The 25206-nt window shown below is 49.8% G+C and carries 19 protein-coding genes and 1 tRNA gene; 10 read left to right on the forward strand and 10 right to left on the reverse strand.

Annotated features, from left to right (window positions below):
• Positions 1-13 precede the first annotated feature (13 nt).
• From D0B88_RS10015 to D0B88_RS10055, 9 genes are all read right to left on the reverse strand, one after another.
• Positions 14-1861, reverse strand: coding sequence for a sulfatase-like hydrolase/transferase (locus D0B88_RS10015; protein WP_151056873.1), 1848 nt, complete (start codon positions 1859-1861; stop codon positions 14-16).
• Positions 1862-1898: 37 nt separating this feature from the next.
• Positions 1899-2930 carry a lipopolysaccharide heptosyltransferase I gene (waaC, locus tag D0B88_RS10020; protein WP_151056875.1) on the reverse strand — a complete coding sequence of 344 codons (1032 nt, stop codon included), beginning with the start codon at positions 2928-2930 and terminating at the stop codon, positions 1899-1901.
• Between the two features lie 38 nt (positions 2931-2968).
• The gene (locus D0B88_RS10025) at positions 2969-3364 is read right to left on the reverse strand and encodes a DUF6165 family protein (protein WP_007642892.1); all 396 of its coding nucleotides are present in this window, start codon (positions 3362-3364) and stop codon (positions 2969-2971) included.
• A gap of 176 nt (positions 3365-3540) precedes the next feature.
• A complete protein-coding gene (locus tag D0B88_RS10030; RefSeq protein ID WP_151056877.1) occupies positions 3541-6777 on the reverse strand; it encodes an efflux RND transporter permease subunit in 3237 nt (1078 codons plus the stop codon).
• 3 nt (positions 6778-6780) lie between these two features.
• Positions 6781-7818, reverse strand: coding sequence for an efflux RND transporter periplasmic adaptor subunit (locus D0B88_RS10035; protein WP_151056879.1), 1038 nt, complete (start codon positions 7816-7818; stop codon positions 6781-6783).
• 23 nt (positions 7819-7841) lie between these two features.
• A complete protein-coding gene (locus D0B88_RS10040; RefSeq protein WP_151056881.1) occupies positions 7842-8537 on the reverse strand; it encodes an MBL fold metallo-hydrolase in 696 nt (231 codons plus the stop codon).
• Positions 8534-9358: a sulfite exporter TauE/SafE family protein gene (locus D0B88_RS10045; protein ID WP_151056883.1), complete on the reverse strand. Its 825-nt coding sequence runs from the start codon at positions 9356-9358 to the stop codon at positions 8534-8536. Before D0B88_RS10045 ends, D0B88_RS10040 begins: the two co-directional genes overlap by 4 nt.
• 54 nt (positions 9359-9412) lie before the next feature.
• Entirely contained in the window at positions 9413-9943 is a 531-nt protein-coding gene (locus D0B88_RS10050; protein ID WP_225318313.1) for a rhodanese-like domain-containing protein, read from the reverse strand.
• 25 nt (positions 9944-9968) lie between these two features.
• A complete protein-coding gene (locus D0B88_RS10055) occupies positions 9969-10298 on the reverse strand; it encodes a metalloregulator ArsR/SmtB family transcription factor (protein ID WP_151056887.1) in 330 nt (109 codons plus the stop codon).
• A gap of 261 nt (positions 10299-10559) precedes the next feature.
• Between D0B88_RS10055 and D0B88_RS10060 the strand changes: the two genes are divergently transcribed.
• The 3 genes from D0B88_RS10060 to D0B88_RS10070 all read left to right on the forward strand — a co-directional run bounded on the left by D0B88_RS10060 (position 10560) and on the right by D0B88_RS10070 (position 16748).
• The gene (locus D0B88_RS10060) at positions 10560-12239 is read left to right on the forward strand and encodes a cell wall metabolism sensor histidine kinase WalK (RefSeq protein ID WP_151056889.1); all 1680 of its coding nucleotides are present in this window, start codon (positions 10560-10562) and stop codon (positions 12237-12239) included.
• Positions 12240-12313: 74 nt separating this feature from the next.
• The gene (locus D0B88_RS10065; protein ID WP_050977054.1) at positions 12314-13588 is read left to right on the forward strand and encodes an MHYT domain-containing protein; all 1275 of its coding nucleotides are present in this window, start codon (positions 12314-12316) and stop codon (positions 13586-13588) included.
• Positions 13589-13946: 358 nt separating this feature from the next.
• Positions 13947-16748 (forward strand): di-heme oxidoredictase family protein, encoded by a 2802-nt coding sequence (locus D0B88_RS10070; protein WP_225318314.1) that lies wholly within the window; start codon positions 13947-13949, stop codon positions 16746-16748.
• Positions 16749-16800: 52 nt separating this feature from the next.
• On the opposite strand, the gene D0B88_RS10075 is transcribed toward D0B88_RS10070, so the two are convergent.
• Positions 16801-17877, reverse strand: coding sequence for a sialate O-acetylesterase (locus D0B88_RS10075; protein WP_191966409.1), 1077 nt, complete (start codon positions 17875-17877; stop codon positions 16801-16803).
• Positions 17878-18243: 366 nt separating this feature from the next.
• On the opposite strand from D0B88_RS10075, the gene D0B88_RS10080 reads away from it, so the two are divergent.
• The 7 genes from D0B88_RS10080 to D0B88_RS10110 all read left to right on the forward strand — a co-directional run bounded on the left by D0B88_RS10080 (position 18244) and on the right by D0B88_RS10110 (position 25089).
• On the forward strand, positions 18244-18651 hold the full coding sequence (locus D0B88_RS10080) for a VOC family protein (protein WP_151056893.1): 408 nt from the start codon (positions 18244-18246) through the stop codon (positions 18649-18651).
• Between the two features lie 40 nt (positions 18652-18691).
• Positions 18692-19042 (forward strand): antibiotic biosynthesis monooxygenase, encoded by a 351-nt coding sequence (locus D0B88_RS10085; RefSeq protein WP_151056895.1) that lies wholly within the window; start codon positions 18692-18694, stop codon positions 19040-19042.
• A 127-nt stretch (positions 19043-19169) separates the two neighbouring features.
• Positions 19170-20684 (forward strand): glutamate--tRNA ligase, encoded by a 1515-nt coding sequence (gltX, locus tag D0B88_RS10090; protein ID WP_151056897.1) that lies wholly within the window; start codon positions 19170-19172, stop codon positions 20682-20684.
• Between the two features lie 112 nt (positions 20685-20796).
• Positions 20797-20872 (forward strand) — tRNA-Ala (locus D0B88_RS10095).
• Between the two features lie 268 nt (positions 20873-21140).
• On the forward strand, positions 21141-23282 hold the full coding sequence (locus tag D0B88_RS10100; RefSeq protein ID WP_151056899.1) for a MarR family transcriptional regulator: 2142 nt from the start codon (positions 21141-21143) through the stop codon (positions 23280-23282).
• Positions 23283-23806: 524 nt separating this feature from the next.
• Positions 23807-24721: a sigma-70 family RNA polymerase sigma factor gene (locus D0B88_RS10105; RefSeq protein WP_151056901.1), complete on the forward strand. Its 915-nt coding sequence runs from the start codon at positions 23807-23809 to the stop codon at positions 24719-24721.
• A complete protein-coding gene (locus D0B88_RS10110; protein WP_151056903.1) occupies positions 24718-25089 on the forward strand; it encodes a DoxX family protein in 372 nt (123 codons plus the stop codon). Before D0B88_RS10105 ends, D0B88_RS10110 begins: the two co-directional genes overlap by 4 nt.
• The last annotated feature ends 117 nt before the right edge of the window (positions 25090-25206 follow it).

Genomic DNA, 25206 nt, shown 5'->3' on the forward strand with positions numbered 1-25206 from the left:
TTGATGTATGCGCCTATTTAACTTTCAGAAAGCGCGACATGTGTTCAATCGTACCTGCTAATACTTCCGGCGGTAATTCCCGATCATCGATCGAGTCATAATTTTGATCAACCGCATCTATTCCACCCAGCGGATTAATCAGGAACAGGTGGCCATCATACAGTATTGCTCTATCTGTCCATGACTCCATTAATAATCCACGATCATTGCCGGGTAAGTTCAACAATGAATAACCTGTTGAGTAGTCAGTGGTTGGATTTGCACAGCCAAAAGCTTCCGTTAGCAGCGTCGGTATCAGGTCTTCATGGGAGCTTAGCGTATTCGTAGCCATGGGTTCGCGCCCTGGCCAGAGTAGCATCAACGGAACCTTGGTTTGCCACAGGCTAAAGTTACTGTTATGGCCCCAGTAGTTCTTGCCCATTTCATTAAATTCCTGACCGTGGTCACTGGTGATAATGACCAAGGTATTGTCCAGGCGTTGTGTTCGTGCAAGTTCTTCCATGATGTTTTGAATCAGGCTATCAACATAATGCGCCGTTGTTTTATACAGATTCAGGAAGGGAACGGGGTCATAATCGTTATTCAGTTCCAGGTAGTTTACTTGCTCAAGCATTGGCTCAATACGATGTGGATAGTTTTCAGGAATAGAAAAACCATGCGGCGCATCAAAAAATAAAAAGCCAAAAAAGGGTTTGTCGGATGGTAGTTGTTGTAAATCCGTGATGAATCGCTGGGTAATATCCAGATCATTCTCCGCACTGGATTTACCATTTCCCTGCTGTAACTGATTGCGTAGCGATGAAAAAATAGTGCGATCAAATTCGGGGAATGTGAGCGTACTACTGCCATAAATAAAATGCTGATAACCATTTTCAGTGGTCAGGTCGAATAATGCGCTGCCTTTTTCTGCTGCCAGAATGGGCTTCCAATAGCTCCCGGAAATGCCGTACATCATACTGAACAGCCCGTAGCGGGTTGCATTGCTCGTGCTGTAATGGTTATCAAATACTTGCGCTTGATTACGCAATTTGAAACTGTTTGGCATTACCTCGGCAGTGAGTTGATCAGCGCGCAGTGAGTCCACCACCAGCATAAGAATACTCAAGGGCTTTTGCGTATTGCACTGCAGAGGGTTGCGTGGATATTGCAATCCGTCTGCGGTGTCGGGCAGATTGTGGCCTTCCGTACTTTGCACAACTTCAAAACCCATTTTTTCCAAGGATGAGCGCATGGTCGTTGTTGGCATCCAGGGGATATATCGGTTTTGTGCCGTAATCTGATTCCAGCCAAACGCATCCGCGCAGCCACTCAGTAATTGCAGCACAATATAACTTGTTAGAAAAAAACCAACATGGTGACGATTGGTAAACTGATGAAACTGTGAAAGTTTACGGCTCAGTAGTAGTAGCAGTGTTTGTCCAAAAATGAGACCCAATAGTAGTGCACCTACCGATAACCACATGGACCAGGAGAACGCGATATTTTCCAGCAGTGCGCCGCTGAACAGTAAATTCAGCACCATTCCGTTTAAATGGAAATGATAAAGGCTAAACACCTTTACATTGGTGATGATAATTAACTGTGCAATGGTAAATAGTGTCATTGCAAATGCAGCATAATATTTTTGCGAACGCAGAACATAAGCGAGCGCAATGGTAAGCAGGACAACTAAAAAAGAAAGCACTGAAAATTGAAGTAGCATACCCAGCACAAGGTAAAGTTGGCTGCTCAGGGAATCGGGCCATTGGCTATGGGTCATGGTGATGCCGGTCATAACCAGTGCATTCAGTATGGCGAATGCTGCTAGCCAGCGACGGGAGTTTCGATAAGTTGCAGTGCCCTCAGGGTGAGACAAATACATGGTGTGTTCTCTTAATGCAGAATTAATTAGTGCAGAATTAACAAGGCGGTAATTTTTTTTGCAGTGCTAGCCAGACTTGCCCAGCGTTTATTCCTGCCATACATGCGGGGGTATTGCGGCTATTTTCCGGCAGCCATTTACATTGGCGTTTATGGCAAGGCATGCAGTCCAGAGCTTCGCTTAATTGCAGATTATGTGTGTGGTCGCCGATTAAGCCCACCTTCGTTGGCGATGTTGCCCCGTAGAGTGCGATGGTGGGGGTTTCCAGTGCGCCCGCTAAATGTGAAAACCCCGTATCCAGACCAATTACGCCGGCAGCCTCCACTAACTTTTCTGCGATAGTCGTAATCGACAAGCGTTGAGGTGGGCGTGTGGCTTTTGGACAGGCGTTAATAATTTCATCGGCAATCGCCTGCTCATCGCTGCTACCCCAAATAATTTCCACCGAAAAACCTGCATCAATGGCGATTTGTGTCAGCGCTTGCCATTCACTGGTGGCCCAAAGTTTAGTAACCCAACTAGTGCCGATAATAAAAATCAATTTACGCGGGTTCTTTTGAATGTGCGTAAAATTTTGGTTAATGCCAAAGTTTAATTGTGGCTCGGGCGTATAACCTAATGCCTTGCCAACCAGTTGGCGAGTTCGCTCTACCGCGTGTTGGTTTTTATCGACTACATGAGTTCGTTTATAAAACCAGTGGGTGATGGGCTCGCGCGCCGAATCTTTATCGTAGCCATCAATACCTTTTCCCAGGGCACATTTGGCGATGGCTGCACTTTTTAATAAACCCTGTGCGTCGATGACATAGTCGTAATTTTCGCTGCGCAAGGTTTTGCGCCAGGCTTTAAATTCCTGCCAGCTTTGTTTGTCACGCTGTTTAACCCAGCGGCGTAAATGAATGGGAATAGCCTTGCGTACCTGCGGATGCCATTCCACAATTTCTTTAAAACTGTCTTCCACCACCCAATCAATTTCGGCGTTGGGGAACTGTTTGTTAATGTCGCTGATCGCAGGGAAAGTGTGGAAGATATCGCCCATGGAGGACATTTTGACGAGCAGTATGCGCATGGGCGAATTCTTCATTCAATAATTAAAACCAGGGTGATTTATTGATAGTCTTTGTAGGATTTTTCTTCGATTAATTCCGAACCAAAGGCGAGATTAATATCTTTTTTTACCTTGGCGCGTTTGTCGTTGGTGACATAAACAGCGCGGGCGAGTTGGATAAATTTATCACTGAAGTCTTTTGCATATTCACAATCGCGAATATCGTCTTCAATTACCCAGAGTTCCTGATTGATATCTTTCAGTGCTTGTTTAAGCGGTGCCAGTTTGGCTTGGCCAGCTGCATCGAGCAGTTGGTTCACCTTGGCGTTAAGAATGTTCAACTCATGAGTCACATTTTTCAGTTTGGTGGCATCGCCGATGTTCACGGCTTTGATTTCCAGAATGGTGATTTTGTCGATTAGTTCGCCAAGGGAAATAGGGGCTTCAATCAGCATGGTTGCGTTCTCTGAGGGTAATTTTTTGTGGCGGGGATTCTAGCAAATCACGGCGGCTGTGGCGAATGAACAAATCCCTCCCCAGCCCTTCTTTTAATAAGGGAAGGGGTCTAGTTCCTCCTTTCTTTTAAGAAAGGGAGAGGCAGGGAGGGGGATTAGGGCATTCGGGAGGGGCGTTAGTTCTTTTGGTAGTGATACGCGTAATAAACCACCGGAATTACCACCAGGGTCAGCACAGTCGATACCAGTAAACCGAAAATCAGCGATACCGCCAAACCGCCAAAAATCGGGTCATCCACTATAAAGAAGCCGCCCATCATGGCTGCCAGCGCGGTCAGGCCAATGGGCAGGGCGCGTACAGCAGCGGCACTGATGGTCGCGTCCTCCAGCGATTTACCGCTGCGTACCTCTTGCTGGATAAAGTCCACCAGCAGGATTGAGTTGCGCACGATAATGCCCGCCAACGCAATCATGCCGATCATACTGGGCGCGGTGAATTGTTGGCCGAGCAGGGCGTGGCCGGGCATGATGCCGATAATGGTGAGCGGAATTGGTGCCATGATGATCAGCGGCACTGAGTAACTTTTGAACATGCCCACCACCAGCAAATAAATCATGACCAGACCGACGGAGTAGGCGATACCCATATCGCGAAAAGTATCCAGCGTCACCTGCAGCTCGCCGTCCCATTTCAGGCTCCAATTAACCGGACTTTCGGGCTGCGAATTTAAATACTGGTCGATAACTTGCCCATCTACTGGTGTCTCTTCGATGAGTTTATAAATCGCGGCTAAACCATAAAGCGGGCTGTCGGTTTCACCGGCGACATCGCCTAATACATAAACCACTGGCAGCAGATCTTTGTGATGAATGGTTTGCTGACGTTGGCTTTCGATGACCTGAGTGACCTCGCTAAGTGCGATTAAATTGCCGTCGCGCGCACGGATTTTTATCGCCAACACGCGTTCCAGACTGTCTTTCTCACCTGCAGGCAATTCGAGCCGAATGGGCAGGGCAACTTTTGCATTAGCAGTATGTAGGTAAGAAGCATCTTCACCCGCGAGTGCAGTGCTGATGGCATTGGCGATGCTGGTTTGATCCACACCCAAACGCGCGGCGCGGGCGCGATCCACTGCAATTAACCAACGGGTTTGTGGTGCTTCAATCGTATCGTCCACATCGACAACATCGGGCGTTGCTTCAAAGGCGGTACGCACCTGCTTGGCGACATCAAGCTGACGTTGGTAATTCATGCCGTAGACTTCCGCCACCAGAGGCGATAACACGGGTGGGCCTGGCGGGACTTCAACTACATTGATATTCGCGTTCATGGTTTTGCCAACATCTGCAATTAATTCACGCGCGGCAAGAGCAATCTCGTGGCTTTTGCGACTGCGCAGATGTTTGTCCACTAAATTGACTTGAATCTCACCCATGTGCGGCGCGCGGCGCAAATAATTTTGCCGCACCAAGCCATTAAAATTAATCGGCGCCGAGGTGCCTGCATACAATTGATAGTCAGTGACTTCGGGAATGGTTTCCAATTTATCGGCGAGTGCTTGTAACACTTTCTGGGTATTTTCCAACGGTGTGCCTTCAGGCATATCCACCACAATCTGGAATTCACTTTTGTTGTCAAAGGGCAGCATTTTTAACATCACCGCTTGCACGACCACTAAACCAATCGATGCCGCAATTAATGCGAGAATCCCACCCAGCAACCACAGGCGCGCTTTTTTCCCGGCCTCGCGTTTTAATAGCGGGCTCATAATACGTATAAAAAATGGCAGGAATTTGTTGCCGTGGGGTTCATGTGCATTCGCACTGGTATTAACACTGCCGTGATCAACATGCGCAAATAAACGGCGATATAACCAGGGCGTAAACATAAAGGCGACGGCAAGGGAAATTAGCATGCCGGTCGACGCATTAATCGGAATGGGTAACATGTAAGGCCCCATTAATCCCGTCACAAATGCCATGGGTAGCAGCGCGGCAATCACGGTAAAGGTGGCCAAAATAGTCGGGCCGCCCACTTCATCGACTGCAAGTGGAATGGCTTCATTGAGCGATAATTTCCCCTGGCTCATATGGCGATGAATATTTTCCACCACCACAATTGCGTCATCCACCAAAATGCCAATGGAAAAAATTAATGCAAAGAGTGATACACGGTTGAGCGTAAAGCCCCAGGCCCATGAAGCAAATAGTGTTATCGCAAGTGTAACTATGACAGCCGCGCCCACAACGACAGCTTCGCGTTTGCCCAAGGCAATCAGCACCAGAATAATCACGGAGAGCGTTGCGAAAATTAATTTTTTAATCAGCGTTTGCGCTTTGTCTTCCGCCGTTGCGCCATAGTTGCGCGTTACATTCACATTGATTGCATCCGGCACACTCACACCGCGTAACTGCTCAACACGTTCAATCACTTGCCCGGCTACATCTACTGCATTTTCGCCGGGCTTTTTGGCAATGGATAAGGTAATTGCCGGATAGCGACCGCTGTTTTTTCCGTCTGCATTAATCGATGCAGAACCAAAACCATGAGTGACATATTGCGTGGGTTGATCAGCACCTAAACTCACCTGTGCAACATCACGCAAAAATACCGGCGCGCCTTGGTACACACCCACCACCAGATCTGCCACTTCTTCTGGAGTTAATAAAAAATCCCCGGCTTGTACCAGCATTTCGCGGTTATCGCTTAACAACGAACCGGCGGCTTGGGAGGTGTTGGCGGCGCCAAGTGCATGGCGTAAATCATCCAGCGCTAAACCAAATGCGGCCATGCGCTCCGGATCAAATAATACCCGCACGATTTTATCGGAGCCGCCGAGAATATCGATATCGCGCGTGCCGGGTACACGCTGCAATTGGGTTTGTAATTCGCGTGCAACACTCAATAAATCACTATTGGTAGTTGCATCATTTTGGCTCCATAAGGTCAGCGCGACTATGGGTACATCATCAATCCCTTTGGGTTTAATGAGCGGTTGGCCTACACCGAGATTGCGCGGCAGCCAATCGCTGTTGGCATAAAACGCATTGTATAAACGTACGATTGCATCCGTGCGCGGCTGGCCGACTTCAAAACGTACGGTGAGGCTCGCCATGCCGAGTGAAGAGGTGGAATAAATATGTTCGACACCTTCAATCTCTGAAACGATTTGCTCGGCGGGATTGGTCACCAGTGCTTCCACCTCTTCCGGTGTGGCGCCGGGGAAGGGGATAAACACATTCGCAAAGGTCACATTAATTTGTGGCTCTTCTTCGCGCGGCGTTACCAGCACGGCAAAAATGCCGAGCAGTAATCCGGTAAGTGCCAATAGCGGGGTAATTTCCGTGGTTAAGAATGCGCGTGCGATGCGACCGGAAACGCCGAGCGATTGCTGAGTGTTGTTGGGCTCCATAAGTTATTGCTCCGCACTGTGCAAATTTTTATAAGCATTGGCAGCGGCGATAGGATCAGCAGCAATTGTTTCACCAGCACTTGCACCAGCGAGGATGGGGTAGTTTTTATTACTGGTAAGCGACCCCAAGTTGAGTTGACGAAATTCCAGCCCATTTTCTTTTATCACATAAACGCCACTCACTTCGCCGCGTTTGCTAATGGCGCTCGCCGGAATTAACAATTGTTCCTGCTCGCCAGTGACAAATCCAATTTTCACAAAAGTGCCGGGGAATAGTTGGTGATCGCCTTCTGGCAGATTCACCAATACTTTAAATGAATGGGTTTGTGGATCCGCACTGGGAGATATGCGCAAATCGCCGCTGTCCAGAATTTTGTCATCTGCCAAATAAATACGTGCTTTTTTATATTTGCGCACTGGGCCTATGTGTTGCTGGGGAATATCCACTTGCGCGCGCAATTGCTCCAGTGATAAACCCGTCATCAGTGCTTTACCCGGAACAACCGTTTCACCCACATTGACGGCACGGCTTACGACAATACCAGCATAGGGTGCGTAGATGACGGTGTAAGCGAGGTTTTGTTCTGCTTCACGCAGATTGGCTTCGGCGGATTTAAACGCGGCTTCGCTTTTATCAAAATCTGCTTTGGCGATTAATGTTTTCGCGAGCATTTCTTGCATGCGCGTGTATTGCGCCTGGGCTTCAGTAAATTGCGCTTTGGCACTGGCAGCGCGCGCTTGTTGTTCGGTGTCGGTAAAGCGAATAATCAGATCGCCTTTGGCGACATAGTCGCCCACATCCACGGGAATTTCGACAATGCGACCGGAGGTTTGTGCCGACACAGTCGCATGATTGATTGCTTCAATCACACCGTCGTACTTCACTTCCTGTGCAGTGGTTTGTAGTTGCAGCTGAATACTGGCGAGTTCTGGTATTTTTTTCGGCGCGGCAGGGGCGGGCGAATCTTTGCTGCAGGCGGATAAAAAGATAACACCAGTTAGTGCAAGTATTAATGCGAAACTCATACGTGTGCTATTCATAGTGACTCCTTAAAAAATCCATATTAGTTTTTACCGCAGGCGCGATTTGCCGGTACGGCTATGTCCATTAATTTAGGATTAGGTAATTGCAGGTTGTTCATGAGGTCCACATAAGCCGCAACGTCTTTGACTTGCAGGCGCGGGTTGTGCGCTTTTTCTTCGCCGATGGTGCTGCGTGTCCAGCCTTTGTAGTCGTGGCCTGGGTAAACCCAGGTGTTGTCGGGCAGGTTTAAAAGTTTTTGAAAAATGCTGTCATATTGATCGCGTGCATCGCCGTTTTGAAAATCGGTGCGGCCAGTGCCGCGAATTAACAGTGTGTCGCCGGTAAATAAATACTGCTCGCTGTCATCGATTAAATGATAGGTGTAGGAGTCGTCAGTATGACCGGGGGTGTGAAGAGCAGTGAGGGTTAATTCGCCCACTGCAATTTTTTCGCCGTCGCGCAAGGCGTGGGAAACACAGGCCGAGTGCGCCTCTTCGCCGAGCAGGGTGGTGCAGTCGGTTAAATCGCGCAGCGCACCAGCCGCGGTAATGTGATCGGCGTGGGTATGGGTGTCCAGTGCATAAACCAGTGTTAAATCCAATTCCTGTAGCAGTTGCACATATTTGGGCAGATCTTCTTTTACTGTATCTATTAACGCCGCCTTGCGGGTTGTTTCGCAGGCGATGAGATAGGTATAAGTGCTGGACTCTCGTTCAAATAGTTGGCGAAAAATCATAAGTACCTCGCAAGAGTAATCAGTGCAACCACTAACAAGCTCACCGCAAATAATTTTTGTAACCACACATTGGCAATTTTATGGCTGACGGTTTGGCCGATGATCATGCCAAGCACACCGCCCGCAGCGACGAGCATTAACCAGTCCCAATGTTGTGTTTCACTCATCGCCAAGTGGCTGATAAAACCTGAGCTGCTGATCAGCGCAATAATTAGTAGCGATGTACTCACCGCCTGCGCCATGCTCACCGCACTCAGTGCCAGCAGCAGCGGCACAATTAAAAACCCGCCGCCCACACCAAACAGACCCGATAAAACTCCAACCACTAAACCGCCGATCAGCAAACCACTCACACATCGTGGCCGCAATTCAAATTGGCCGGTGGGATTGAGATTGCACAGGTGATCCGGGCTGGGTGTGTTGGCAAAATTGCCAGCGCGAACGACCAATGCCGCCTGTGGATTTTTTTGCGCATTTATCCACATGCGCAGCGCAATCATGGCAGCGAGTAAGCTGAAGCCGCTAATTAACCATAGCTCACTGAGCTGCAGGCCCAGCCATTTTCCGGCGGGTGCACTGAGTGCGCCGCTAATCGCCAAAATCAGCCCCGGCTGCCAAAGAATGGGGGATTGGTTGCGCGCCAGTGAGTTGCGCAAGCTGGCGTAGAGTGTGCTGACGGCAACCGCACCTAACGAAATACCCGTGGCATCGACCATGGACATGCCGCCCAGCAATAACAGCAGCGGCACGGCAAATACCGAGCCGCCAGCGCCGGTGAGGCCGAGAATTAACCCAATTAATAACCCAATCAGCAGCAACACGTTTTTATTCCTCGCATGAGGTCATAAATAGCTCGCGTTATGTGTTTCCGGTGTTTATTTATTCCAGGGCGCTTTGGCGATCAGCATTCCCATGGGGCAAATATCGGTTACACCGGCAAACACCAGCCCCGCGCCGACAAACGCCGACAAACCATAAAACGCCGGGTTAAACCAAGTGCCCAATACCGCGCCGGTGATCACTAATAAACCGGCGGCGATACGCACCTGGCGCTCCAGTGGAATCACTTTTTTCCCCTGTGCGGCCAGCGGAATATTGGATTGTTTGACCGCATTCATGCCGCCTTCAATAACCACCAGTTCGGCGTCGAGCTTGCCTTTTAACTGATCCGCCGCCATTTCGGCGCGTTTGCCGCCCTGGCACAGCAGATAAACGACCTTGCCATCTTTACCGCTTTTGGCGATCTCGGCTTGCAGGCGTTCGGGGGTTAAATCATGCAGGGGAATATGCAGGCAGTCGGGCAGGCCAGCCGCTTTTACCTCGGCGGTGGTGCGCACATCCAAAATGCACAGATCGGCGGTTCTGTTGGCCATTAAATCTACCGGGTGAATACGTTTGTGGCTCATGGTCATACCTCGTGGCTGTAATGAATCAAGATGGATCAGTAGGGCAGTAAATGGATTGCAGCACGGCGATAACTTGTGTCGCTTCGTTGCCCTCCAGCCGGTAGTAAACGGTCTGCGCTTCTTTGCGTGTGCTGACCAATCCGGCTTCGCGCAAACTGGCTAAATGTTGCGAGAGGGCAGATTGGCTCAAGGGCACTCTTTCGTTTAATTCGCCGACAGACATTTCACCGCCGATCAATGTGCACATAATCATCAAGCGGTTTTCATTGGCCAGCGCCTTGAGCAGGCCCGCTGCCGCTTGGGCGTGGCTTTGCATATCGGAAAGGCGGCTTAGGTTGATCTGGGGTGTGTTCATGGGAGATCCTCGGTTGTCATGAAAATAGTTTATTAGTATTTATTAAATTAGCAATATCTAATTTAGTTATTTTTAATTTTGCTGCCTGATTTTGCTGCAGGAGGTTGAGTCGCAGCTTTGGGATAACGCAATCGACCAACACATGGGTTTGGCTTGTGCTGGATCAAAAAAGAGAAATGTTGTTTTTGATGACAGCGCAACTGCGCCATTCTGGGCTAGGCTGAGAGTACAAAACTGGGCTTGAACAAAAGTGGGGTAGCTGTGGAGCGGTGGAAAAAAATTCATGGGCTTGGGCGCTTGCGCCATGAGTTCCTTGATCAAATTTGGCGCCACCTCGCTTGGTTGACTCTCATCCTGATCCCCCTGTCGTTATTTCGTATCAAATTTACTGGCTGGTTACCGCTCTACGGGGTGCACCTTGGGCTTGCCACGGCGGTGGTGTTGATTGCGTTTTATCGCCAGCGCTTACCCATTCGCTACAAAGCTCCTCTGTTGATCGGGGTGTTTTGGATGGTAGGGGTGAGCGGGGTATTCAATTTTGGTTTGGCCTCCGCCGGGCTCTGGTGGTTGATGATGGGCGCGGTGGTGAGTGGTGCGGTCTATTCCCTGCGTCACGGTATTGTGATGGGCATCGCTGTGTTGTTGGTGCTGCTGTTATTTATGCTTGCGTTTGCGACAGGGCTGTTGGAGCCACGGGCCGACCTCAATCGCTACAACGCTCACCCGGCTGCCTGGGTAAATATGGTCGTGGGCACGGCGCTGTGTATTGCGGTGGTGGTGCGCTCAATTGTTCTTTATCACCATTCACTGGTGCGCGAAACGGAGCATCGTTTTCAGCAATGGGTGGAGGACATGCCCACCGCTATGCTGGTGCTGGATAGCGATGCACAGGTGTCTTTTGCCAATAGTCGCGCGCGCGACATCTTGGGTTACTCCAGTAGCTTGAACTACTCAGAACGCATAGTGCTGAACCACTTGGGGCATTTTTATCGCGCGGGCACCGATACGCCATATCCCCTGGACGAACTGCCGCCAATCCGCGCGCTCAAGGGGGAGCCGGCGATGGTTGACGATGTGGATCTGGTGGTTGATGGGCGCCGCACCAGTTTGCAGATATGGGGTAAACCTGGTGTGGATTGGCGCGGCAATACCCGTTTTGCCATTACCACGCTGGAGGATATTACCGAGCGCCGCCGTGCGGAAACCATGAAAAGTGAGTTTGTGGCCACGGTCAGTCACGAATTGCGTACACCGCTTACCTCTATTCGCGGTTCATTGGGGTTGTTGAAATCCAACGCGCTGGGTGAACTGCCGGAGAAAATGCAGTCGGTAGTGAATATCGCCAGCACCAATACTGACCGTTTACTGCTGTTGATTAATGACATTCTGGATATGCAGAAAATCGCCACAGGGCATATGAGCTTTAGCATAGCGCCCGTCAAAATCATGCCTTTGCTGATGCGTTTAAAGGATGAGTTGAGCGCTTATGCCCATCAGTTTGGCGTTAGCTATTTTATTAGTGAAGGCGTGGCAGAACAGGAAGCGGTGTTGGGGGATGAGAACCGGCTCATTCAGGCACTGGGTAATTTAATGTCCAATGCCGCCAAGTTTTCACCGCCCGGCGCCAGCGTTACCCTGGCGGTGAGGCTGACCGATGATGCGCACCTGTGTATTTCAGTGCGCGATCAGGGGCTGGGTATACCGGAAGATTTCAAAGCCCATATTTTTGAACCTTTTAGTCAGGCCGATACCTCCAGCAAGCGCAATAAAGGGGGCACCGGCTTGGGCTTGGCCATCACCAAAGACCTGATTGAACGGCAGCAGGGCAGTATTCATTTTGTCAGCGAGCCGGGCGAAGGCACCTGCTTTTATGTCACCTTGCCCCGCGCGTTGGGCGGGGTAGCTGAATTGCCTCCATCAACTCCCCTGAAAGAAATGTAAAGCTTGCCGGGCGGGTTGATCCGCGAGTTTCTTTGGCGCGTAGAACCACCTATCTATTACAACAGGTAATGATCATGGCTGGTTCTTATAACGTGGTTTTAGTCTTCGCCTCCTACTGTGTGGCGGTCATCGCCTCTTACACTGCTATTTATTTTGGTACCCGGGTATTCAGCTTGAGCGGGGGTTCGCGCCGTTTCTGGTTGGGCATGGGGGCTCTGTGTTTGGGTAGCGGTATTTGGTCTATGCATTTTGTGGGCATGAGCGCTTACACCATGCCGATGCATATGCACATGACGTTCAGTGCGACTTTAACCCTGCTCTCCTGGATTCCCGCCGTGCTGGCCTCGGCCCTCGCTCTTTATGTTATTACCCTTTCCAAGGTCTCCCTAAAAACTATCGCCTCCAGTGCCTTGATTATGGGCGCGGGTATTTTTGCTATGCATTATGGCGGCATGTACGCCATGCAAATGCACCCCGGTATTGAATACAACACCTTGTTGGTGATCCTTTCGGGAGTGATTGCGGTTGTCGCTTCCGGCGCAGCGCTGGTGATTTGCCGCAAGGTGCGCGATGTTCCCCCGCAGTATGCCCTGCTGACCAAAGTGGTGGCAGCGCTGGTGATGGGTGCGGCAATCTGCGGTATGCACTACACCGGCATGGCGGCGGCGACTTATCCCGAAGGTGCAACGTCACACCCGGATAATTTGCTGCGCGGCGATTGGATGGGCGTTCCCACGGCGATTGCGGCGAGTATTTTGTTGCTGTTGGCGATTTACTCCGCCTACACCGATTTCCGCGCCATGGAGCGCGCCCGCCAGGAGGAGCGCACGCGCAACGAGGCGGCGCGTCAAACCGCCTTTTATGATTCCATCACCGGTTTGGCTAACCGCTCTTTTTTGGAGGCCAAGGTATTGGAAAAACTCACAGTAACCACTGCTGACACCACACCCGCGCCATTCATGTTGGTCTATTTTGAGCTGACCGATTATCGCGAGTTGTGGCAGCGTTACGGTGAACCCTATGCCCAGGCACTTACCCAATACGTAGTGGCCGAGTTACAAGCGCAATTGCCCACTGCTGAGCTTATCGCCCGTTACAGTGGCAACAGTTACATGGCGATTCTGCCCTCCAACAACCGGCAGATGATCCAGACATTGTTACAACGTGTATCCCGGCGTTTCAGTGCCACTGTCACCATCAATGGCCAGCCAACTATTTGTAATTGGGGTTTTGGTTACAGTGAGTACCCGGCATCCGGCACCAATAGCCGCAACCTGATCCGCGCCGCCCAGCGTATCCGCAAATTATCGATGGAGGCGGGTGGTGAGTTGCAGCTGGAGCTGATGTGACCGGCTTCGCGTTGTGTGCAGATTTATTTTTCGCAGGTTTATTGGTGCGCCAGGTTCGCCTGGCGATGGTTTAGTCATACGTCCCATTTTTATCCAAACCCTTGTGGCACAAGGGCTTCAAGTGCCGGTATCTATTGAAGGTTTTGCTTGTGGCCGCTGTTGAGTGGCGGCCAGAGGTTCGACTTTTCTCTCCCTTTGCAGATTAAAACACCTTCCGCTGTTCACTTTTTAAACCCATCAGAGTGGGACGACAGCCACTTTTACCCCTCGTAAACTCCTTTCCGACTGGCAACTCCACGCCGTTTCGGGCCTGCCAGCCGCTATCTAACAATAACGACAGACAACGAGGAAACATCAGATGCGAATTATGCAATTCGGTCGGCGGATGCTATTGGCGCTAGTCGCGCTCAGCAGCGTCTCCGCCATAGCGCAAACCATCAATATCAACCCCGTATCGGCCACTGGCAGCACCAGCCTGCAACCGGCCAGCTATGCCATCGACAACATCGGCACCACGCGCTGGGAATCCAATCACGGTGTATCACCCAGCTCGCTCACTCTGGATTTAGGCCAGGTCTACAACCTGTCGCAGGTGGTGATTTTGTGGGAGGCCGCCAATGCCGAGCGCTATGAAATTCTCGGCTCCAATAACAACTCTACCTGGACGCAACTGGCCCTGCGTACCGGCGGCACTTTCGGCAACCGTACCGACACTGTGCTGCTTGCGGGCAGTTATCGCTACGTGCGGATGAACGCCATCACCCGCAGCGCTGGCAATAACTGGGGCTACTCGATTTTTGAGATGGATGTATTTGGCGCCGTTCCGGTCGCTTCATCCAGTTCATCTGCCGCGCCCAGCTCATCCGGCAGTTGCGCGCTCGGCTGCGTGACCACCTTGAATAGCACCACCATGCGCGCGACAGTTACCGGCGGCGATGTGGTGGATATCCATTACACCGTCAACGGCGGCGCCCAGCAAAACGTGCGGATGAACCTCGCCAACGGTGTATGGACTTACGACATCGGCGGCTTGCCGGCGGGCGCTGTAGTGCGCGCCAACTTCACCATTATCAAAAATGGTGCGGGGCAGGATACCGAGTGGAAGAATTACACCCTGGGTGCCGGGTCTTCCAGCCTACCCAGTTCATCGCGGTCAAGTAGCTCAGTGCCCAGCTCAGTACCGCCCAGTAGCAGTTCTATTGCACCACCCAGTTCCAGTTCGGTAGCCAGCAGTACACCGCTGGGCAACATAGTGCCGCTGTATAACAACACCACGGCGCTGGAACCGGTGATCAAGTTTGATCGCGGTGACGCACTGGTCACCCGTATTGCCGACCGCGCGCGCGATCGCCATGCCAAGGAAAACCATTTCCAAGCCTACGATCACTACCTCACCTTTTATTGGGAGCAGCGCACGGCAGCTATTGAGATTGTGGATTACGTCGCCAAAGGCGGTACCACAGTGCGCATGAACGTAGTCACCCAAGGCCGTTTGGATGACCTGCAAGCGGAGAACCGCTGGTTCTACATCGGCATGAATACCCTTGCCGAATACTGTGGCAACGGGGTGATGAATCGCATTAACGACTTTAACTACTGGAAGGAAGCCAGCTGGAATTGCCGCGAGAATCGCCCCATTCAAATTGGCGACCGCTTGGAATTTGAACTCAGCCAATTCCTCGACAAAAACAGCGTGATTCGCGGCCGCGACAACTATTACGGCACCACCTATTTGTACATAGTCGGGCAGGGCATAGTGCCGTGGGATGTGACCGACAAGGTTCCGTTTGTGGGCGGTGTTTATAAGCAGCGCGATTCTATGCCCATGCCGGCCAATGCCCGTTTGGGTGGCGATACCAGCTTGCACGTACAAATGACCGCCGAGCCCGACGGCCACTTCCAGCAGATGGCGACCAACCTGAGCGCGGTGAATGGTCAGGCGTTTGTGCTCGGTCGTCGCGTACATCACACCTCCTTTATTAACGGTGGTCACGACGAGAACCCGGAAAACGGTGTTTTCAGTGAGATGGTGGGTAAATCCGGCACCCGTTATGTGAGTGATCGCTGCTCGCACTGCCATGAACGCAATGGCCGCGCACCCGTAGCGGCGGTAGGTGAGGCGCTGGATCGCTGGGTATTTAAAGTCGGCAATGCACAGGGCAATCCGCATCCACAAATGGGCCGTGTATTGCAACCGCAAGCCAATGGCGGTGCGACCAGCGAAGGCACTCCGTCCATCGCTTTCTGGACTGAGTCAGGCGGTTTGCGTTCACCCAACTACCAGTTCACCGGCTTGCGCCCCGAGACTTTCTCCGCCCGTTTGGCGCCGCAGTTAGTGGGTATCGGCCTGCTGGAGGCAATTCCCGAATCCACTATTCTCGCCCGTGAAGATATTAACGACGCCAATGGCGATGGTATTTCCGGTCGCGCCCAACGCATTGCCGATCCGGTCACCGGGCAAACCCGGTTGGGTCGCTTTGGTTACAAAGCCGGCACTACCAGCGTGAAGCATCAAGTGGCATCGGCGTTTAATACTGACATGGGGGTGATGACCAGCGTATTGCCGAACCCCGATTGCGGCAGCAGCCAAACCAACTGTGGCCCGAGCGGTTCGGAACTGGCCAACCAACATTTGGATAATTTGGTCAAATACGTTGCCTTGCTCGGGGTTCGCCCACAGCGCGACTACAACAACGCGCAGGTCATTAATGGTCGCACCGTGTTTAACAATATCGGCTGCGCTGGCTGCCATGTGGAGAGCATGACCACCAGCCAATACCACCCCTTCGCTGAACTGCGCTCGCAAACCATTCGCCCCTATACCGACATGCTGTTGCACGACATGGGCCCCGGCCTTGCGGACAATTTGGGTGAAGGCCAAGCCAGCGGCGCCGAATGGCGTACCGCGCCACTCTGGGGCTTGGGTGTTTCTGCCTGTGTTACCGGTGGTGTGACTGGTCAACCGGGCGGTGTACCTTTTGGGGTGGATGGCAACGAAGTTTGCGTACCTAAAGCCAGCTACTTGCACGACGGCCGCGCCCGCACGATTGAAGAGGCCATCCTCTGGCATGGCGGTGAAGGTCAAAACGCCAAAAACAATTATTCGGCCTTATCCGCCAGCCAAAAACAGGATCTGCTGCGCTTCCTGCAATCGCTGTAAATTTTCTGCTAGTGATTTTCTCCCTTGTGCCCCGGCTTGCCGGGGCTTTTTTTTAGCAATATTTCTTACGCTGGGCAAAAAGAAAAAAACTGGTGAATAACAAGAGTAAAGCGCTTATTGAACCGCCGCCGGAAGAGGAGCCTGCTTTCGCAGATGAACTACTGCCCGCAACACTGGTGGTGCTACTTAAGGCTATGGAGGATTGCGCCGAACTGCTCGTTGCAGAGGATGAACTCATCGCGCTGCTACTGGATTCCACGTCGGGCAAGGTTGATGTGCGGTCAATTTTTTCGAGCATAATTTGCGCATAGCGTATGCCGAACTCACGCACTGACTCCGTGGAGAAGTGTGCACCATCGCCAGGAATATTGGGTAAACCAGCGGCGGATGCGACGAAGCTGTTGCTGAGCAGGTCTGGCAATTTATTAATTTCCGGGTTGTGCCAGTGACAGCAGCCATTGTAGTCCGCGTAAAGTAATTCCCCCGCGATAAAGGGAACATCACCGATGTTCAAATCCTCGCGCAAGTTGGTCACGATTTCTTTTACTTTGAACTTCCATTGTTGGTCAGACGTATTGCTTTCGCCTTGATGAAAGATAATGCCTTTTATTACACCGCTGGCTTGTGCTTTTTTTGCCATATCCAAAAGCCATGCATAACCGCCATCAAATTGTGCAGGGATATTTGCATTGTTCCGTCCAATAGGTGCACTTTTTTGAAATAGTTCAATAGGCGTACCGGGCACAGAGGCGGGCACTAAACCAATAGTGACAGTGCTCGACATTCCGTCCGCCATGGTCTTGCCAAAGTAATCACCTGGGCCCAAGCCAATCCAGGTTGTTAGTGGGTGCTGGCAGCGATTAAGTGGTGGCGCTGCGGTGTACCAACTCCCATAAGTCCGTCCCAAGTCGCTGCAATTTAAATTTGCCATGACTTTGACGCGATCATTCGTGACCTTGTCTTGTGGTTCTATGGCAGCTGACCCATCCATATTTGATTGGCCGAACATCAAGTAGATATGAAAATTGGGGTCTGGCTCTGCCTGGGTAAAAAAAGCGATTGATGACAATGTCATCAGGGTTAAACCTTTAACAAGGTGTTTTCCAAAACGGTTCAATGTGAGTGGCATAAAAAATATTCCGGAGCATGCGCAGCTTGCGTTCAGCCTTTGCGAATTTTCAAAAGACTTGGCAGGCTTGGCTTGTGATTTATTAATCATTATTAATGACACGGGGCTACTGCCACTAAGCAAATGGCAGTGGCGCGGAGGATAGGGGGTAAGTCGTTCGTGGGCTTGTTGGAATCGCCCAAAGAGTTGCACTTTGTCAAAATTGGTAGTTTTAATTCAAAAACTACAGATCGGGGGAGTGATAAACGTCCGCCATCCAGCGGTTGCTTACATTTATCCTTTATTAGTGATGATGGCTGTCACTCCTGTTAAGGGCAGTGATGGTGGTAAGTTGTTATCTCCCCCTCTAAATCACGGAGAGAGATCATGAGTACTGAAAACCCCAGCATCATTTCGCATCTATCCATAGGCACTAACGATTACGAAAGCGCACGCGCGTTTTACGATGCAGTGCTGCCATCACTCGGCATTCAGGTGATTATGGAGCACCCCGGCGCTGTCGCTTATGGGCGACTCTACCCCGAGTTTTGGGTGCAACTGCCACACGACGGCAAACCCGCCACCGTCGGCAACGGCTTCCATATGGGGTTTATCGCCCAAACCAAACAACAAGTGCACGATTTTTACGATGCAGCCATCGCCGCAGGCGCCACTTGCGATGGCCCACCCGGCCCGCGCCCGCTATACGGTGAACCCTATTACGGCTGTTTTGTGCGCGACCTGGAAGGCCACAAAATTGAAGCCGCGTTTTGGGATGAAACCCTGGGCCAGTAAACATCACCACCAGCCATTTGTACTCAACTAAGGAATACCTATGTCAAATCAAGCAAGTGTCGAGTCTGCACGGGCCTATCGCTTGGATAGATTTATTGTGCCCCATGCCGCGCGCGAAGAATTTCTCCCCCGTATTCACTCCATTCACGCACTGCTCAAAACCCAGCCGGGTTTTATTCAGGATTTTCTATTAGAACAACCCATCGACGACCAGTGTTTTTCACTGGTCACGCTGGTGGAATGGCAGGATCAGGCATCCATTGCGGCCGCGCGTATGGAGGTAAAAGCCCGCTACGAGAAAACTGGTTTTAACCCCCAGCAGGCGATGGAGCAATTGGGCATTACCATGGAAATGGGTAACTACAAATCCCTCCCTGCCGCTCTTGGTTAAAGGGAGGAGTTCATTTTTCCCCCTTTGAAAAAAGGGGGATTCTAAACAGCCTGTTTCTCCCGCCGGGTGATTCAAGCGTATAATGCGCGCCTTTTCTCCTTTATCGATTCGCACAAAAGGCCGTTTCATGTCTGAAGTCCGCACCCGTATTGCCCCATCGCCCACCGGCGACCCCCACGTAGGCACCGCCTATATTGCTCTGTTCAACCTGTGTTTTGCCCGTCAACACGGTGGCAAATTCCTGTTGCGCATTGAAGATACCGACCAAACCCGCAGCACGCCCGAATCCGAACAAGCGATTCTGGACAGCCTGCGCTGGTTAGGTTTGGAGTGGGACGAAGGCCCGGACGTGGGCGGCCCGCACGGCCCCTATCGCCAAAGCGAGCGGATGGATATCTACGGTAAATACGCGTTCGAGCTGGTCGAGAAAGGCCATGCCTTTTATTGCTTCGCGACTGCGGAAGAGTTGGACGAAATGCGCCGCGAGCAACAAGCGCGCGGTGAAACGCCCAAGTACGACGGCCGCGGTTTGAAATTATCGCCCGCCGAAGTACAAGCCAAGTTGGATGCGGGCGAGCCTTATGTGATCCGCATGAAAATCCCGGAAGAGGGCGTGTGTGAAATCGACGATATGCTGCGCGGCAAGATCGAGATCGAATGGTCGCAAGTGGATATGCAAGTGCTGCTCAAAGGCGACGGCATGCCCACCTATCACCTCGCCAACGTGGTGGACGATCACCTTATGCAAATCACCCACGTGATTCGCGGCGAAGAGTGGATCAACTCTGCGCCCAAGCATTTGAAACTTTACGAATACTTCGGTTGGCAAGCGCCAGTGCTGTGCCATTTGCCGCTGCTGCGCAATCCGGATAAATCCAAACTCAGCAAACGCAAAAACCCCACCAGCATTCTTTATTACAAGCGCATGGGTTATTTGCCAGAAGCCATGCTCAACTACCTCGGCCGCATGGGCTGGTCAATGCCGGACGAGCGCGAGAAATTCACCCTCGCCGAAATGCAGGAACATTTTGACCTGCTGCGCGTGTCATTAGGCGGCCCGATTTTCGACGTGGAAAAACTCAACTGGCTCAGCAGCCTGTGGATTCGCGAGAACTTCACCGTTGAACAACTTGCCGAGCGTTTGCACGGTTGGGCACTCAACCAAGAAACCCTGCTGCAAGCACTGCCACACGCCCAATCGCGCATGACCACCCTGAGCGATTTCGCCCCGCTGGCCGGCTTCCTCGTTAGCGGCATGATGCCGGTGAACGAAGCGAGTTTCGCAGGCAATAAGCTGGATATCGAAAAGCAAAAAGAATATCTGCAATTCGCCCTCTGGCGCTTGGAAGCCCTGCGCACCTGGGAGCGCGACAACCTGTTTGTCGAACTCAAACTGCTTGCGGATCAAATGGGCATCAAGATCAAAGACGCCCTCGCGCCGGTCTTCGTCGCCATCGCAGGCACCACCGCGAGCTTCTCGGTAGTGGACTCCATGCATATCATCGGCCCCGACATGAGCCGCGCCCGCATCCGCCACGCAATCAACGCCTTGGGCGGCTTCGGCAAAAACAAACAGAAAGACTTGGAGAAAATCTTCGACAAGTTAGGCACAGCCCAAGAGGAGCCAGCGGTTAATAGTTAACCGCTTGATTTCCCAATAAAAAACCGGAGTACAAGCCCAAAACTTTTGCTTGACACTCCGGAACCGGCTGCATAAAATGCGCGCCACTCAGAGACAGGATGTCGACGAATCTGGGGCTATAGCTCAGCTGGGAGAGCGCAACACTGGCAGTGTTGAGGTCAGCGGTTCGATCCCGCTTAGCTCCACCAAATTAAAAACCCGCTTATCGCAAGATAAGCGGGTTTTTTGTTTTCCAGGGCCTGATTTAGATGGGCTTTTGATCTATCCACTACATGTTTTTTTTAGATGTGTATATGCGGAAGCTAATGCAACAGATTAAGTGGTTATTAGTTGTAACTTGCTGTTGTGCATTTAATAAGTATGATTGATGACTTGTGCGGTCTTAAACAGAAAACGACGTTCGTGTAGCTATATGGTCTACCTTTGTATCTTTCAAATGAATCAAATGGAATAAATATGCTAACTGAAAAAAATAGAGAAGAGTTCTTTAAGGTTGCCGATTCACTGAAAAGATTTAAACGGGCAGAAATAAAGGATGAGCATGAGCGGTCATTAATAGACAAACTTTATACGGATCTTTTGCCTGAAAATCAGGTATATAAAATGATTCTTTCTGATAATACGTCCTTTTTGGTGGGTAGAAAAGGGACTGGGAAATCTACAATAATTTTGCGTTTGGAAAGTGAGTATCGAAAAAGGGAGGATTATCTTCCTTGCTATATTGATACAAAAACAGTTTTTGAAAGCACAAAAAGCGACTACCAGAATTTAGATTATTTAAAAGGTAAAATACCATCAGAAGCTCTTGAAAAGTACCTTGTGGAACGTTCGTTTATCCAAAGTGTATTGAAGGCAATAGTAAAAGAACTGGAACTAAAAACTGACTCCTATCTTAGTAAGTTTGCCAATGTTATAGGTCTTAGTAGAACAACAGCTGTAAAGGATCGTGTTGCTGGTCTTTACATTAAAATTGAAAATAATCAACACCTTAAAGCCATTGAGTTGCCAGTCATCAACGAGTATGTAAACTCAATATCCGCGTCAACGGAGAAAGAATCTGCAGTAGCAAATAAGCAAGATGGTGCGATTAGTTTTGGTGTGGATGGTGGTGGGCCAAATTTTGATTTAAATGGCGCGTTAGGGAATACAAAGACAGATCGATCTAAACAAATTGATGTTTGGGAAAAGAAATTTTCCGGTGCATTGTTAAAAGTTTTTCAAATTAAAGATGTCATAGATGAAGTTAAAGAGATTTTATCGGTCCTTCACGTAAAAAAATTAGTCATATTTCTTGATGATTTTTCTGAAGTCGAAGAGGCAACCATAAAGAATTTTGTTGATGTTGTTCTTTCACCTCTGAATAATTGGGGCGATGAATTTATCTGTTTTAAAGTTGCGGCGTATCCAAACCGCTTATATTTTGGCGACATCGATAAAGGAAAGGTCGATGTGATTGATTTGGATTTTTACAACCTCTACTCAAATTATGACAAAAATACAATGGAGTCTCTTTCTCTTGACTTCACTAAAAGACTTGTCGGCACGAGAGTCAAATATTTTAGTACGAATGCTATAGATGAATTTTTTGATGTAAATAATACTACCTCTATAGATGATTATATGGAGCTGCTGTTCAAGGCATCTTTAAATGTTCCTAGAATTATTGGGTACTTACTTTTTTACTGTCATCAAACTCATATTTCAGTTGGAAAAAAAATAACAAAATCAGCAATAGATTCTGCTGCACAAAAATATTATGAAAAGGTCGTCTATTCTTTTTTTGAGGTAACTAGTCATAGCTTGCTTTCGTTTGACGAGAAAGTTTCCGAATTGCAGCAGAGAGAGCTTCTGAATGTCTTTATCAATAAGCTAAAGCAAGTGCGCCGTCAAGTTATCACTGGCGAGTTGTCCGGTGCAGTATATCAATCTGATAAAAACAATCCCTTTACTAGCCATTTCTACTTTTCTCCCAATTTAGAAAAGTTTGTTAGAACATTAGAGTTAAATTTTTTTGTTTCAAAATATGCTGAAATGAGCGATAGGGACGGAAGAAAAATATCCGTTTATTGTCTTAATTATGGGCTGACCTTGCTAGAAAATATGAAGTGGGGGAAGCCCATTGGATCGGACTATCGAAAGTATTTTATTGCTAGGCCATTTGACTTCGAATCTATTTTTGAAGAGTTTTTGCGAAACTCCAAACATATCAAATGCATAAATCCTGACTGTGCTCGCAAGTATCCTTACGAGCAGCTTCAGTTTTTAGAATTTAACAAAATGAAGTGTGTTGATTGTCAGTGTCAGGTTCATGTGCAGGCGATTTCAGATGGCATTAAAACTGAGCTAGAAAAAATAGATAAGTCAAAGTTGCTACCAAGAATTGAGCTTGGAATTTTGCATGAGTTGAATAGTAGCGATAGTCAATTGTATGCAAAGGATTTGGCGGAGGAATTAGATATTTCGTCCTATCTGGTTGCTAAAAGGGCGGAGAAGTTAGATAGAAAGCATGGTCTGATAACTAGGAATAGAATGAATGGAGCACTTATTAAATATGCAATTTCAGACAAGGGTAAAAATGAGTACTTTAATGAAAATTAAATAAGAATATATCTCTTTCATAAGGCGGCTCAAAAAGCCGCCTCAATTTTATCTACTCTGCTTTTCAACAATCCCCCTAACCCGAAACAACAAATCCCCCAATCCTGCAATTGCCTGTGCAGGCAATTCCACCTCTTGAGTAGTTTTCTCGCAAAGTGATTGCAGTAAAACAATCTGCTCTTGTGATTGAGTGTCTTGTTCTTCCTATTTTTTTCTCCGGTGTTTTTTCTTAAAAGTTGTAACCAATACTTTCCAGATATTCACCTCCAGGTAAATGGATTTCTATGCAGCTTTGTTTCTGGTAGCTGAACGGAAAGGGATCTGGTCATTTCCGGGAAACGACCGCATTATCCGGAAAAGCGCCGTTGTTGCTATTTTTAGCAGAGAAATAGCCGCTATTATTTGGACGTACTACTATCGAGCTAAATATTTTTAAAATTTCTTGTCACACTTTGCACTACAGATTCGTCATGGTTGTGTAGCACCCAAAAACATCAAAATGACAGGTAATTCTTGAGGACAGGATGGAAAAGAGCGATTGGTTGACAACACAATTTGAAACAACGCGACACCATTTACAGGCGGTGGCTTATCGCATGTTGGGTTCGCGCAGTGAGGCGGAGGATGCGGTGCAGGAGGCGTGGATCAGGTTGAATCGGTCTGATTCGGAAACTATCGAGAACCTTGGCGGCTGGCTCACTACTGTGGTAGCCAGAGTCTGCTTGGATATGTTGCGTGCACGCAAGGCGGGGCGTGAGGAATCGCTTGAGGAAATGTTGGTTGATCTGCCGGAGGAAGGTGAGGGCGATTTGGAGGAGAAATTATTGATCGCCGATTCAATTGGGCCTGCGTTGTTGCTGGTGTTGGATAAGCTCACGGCCGCGGAGCGTATCGCGTTTGTGCTGCATGATTTATTTGATTTACCGTTTGATGAAATCGCGCCGATTATTGAACGCTCGGAATCGGCAACACGACAATTGGCTAGCCGTGCGCGCCGATGTGTTCGGGGGGCGGCTATGCCGCGCAAAGATGTGCAGCGCCAGCAGCAAGTGGTTGCTGCGTTTATGCAGGCGTCGCGGCAAGGTAATTTTGAGGCGCTGATCCGGCTGTTACACCCTGAGGTTGTGCTGCGTGCTGATGAAACGGCGATTAAAGTTTCCACGGCGAATAAAGCGCGCGGTGCACCGCAATTTGCAGCGGAGATCGCGGGCGCCAAGGCGGTGGCAGATACCTTGAATGGCAGTGCGCAGGGTGCGCAGCTGGCATTAGTGAATGGGTTTGCTGGCGCGACCTGGGGGATGAATGGAAAAACGGTGGTGGCGTTTTGCTTTGTGGTTAGCGATGGAAAAATCACAGCCATTGATATCGTTATGGACAAACAGGTTCTTGAAAATTTTGATATTCAACTCATCGACAATAACAGTGGGGTTAACGCATGAATATTTTTTTATGGATTTTGCAAATTCTGCTCGCGCTGCATACCGTGATGGGCGCGGTGTGGAAATTCTCCCACAGCGCTGAACAAACCATGCCGTCGCTGAAAGCCATTCCGTCAGGTATTTGGTGGGCGCTCGCAGGTGTTGAGCTGTTGTGCGCGCTGTGCTTGATTTTGCCTGGGCTCTACAAACCTGCGGCAGTGTTAGTGCCTGTTGCGGCAACCTGTATTGCGGTGATTATGTTGTCCTTCTGTGCGATACATTTTCTTGCGGGAAATACAGACCTGGGTTCACCGATTTATTGGTTGGTTGTTGCGGCGCTGTGTGCGTTTATTGCTTACGCCAGAGCGGTATTGCAACCCTTGGGGTAAACCCGGGGGAGTTGGTGAGGCGAGTGGTTTGATCATTTAAATCCAGTAAAACAAAACCCGAGACCTTGCGGCCTCGGGTTTTGTTTTTACGCGTTGGGAATTGTGGTTATTCCTGCG

It is taken from the genome of Cellvibrio sp. KY-YJ-3 (assembly GCF_008806955.1).
In the GTDB taxonomy this organism is placed as follows: domain Bacteria; phylum Pseudomonadota; class Gammaproteobacteria; order Pseudomonadales; family Cellvibrionaceae; genus Cellvibrio.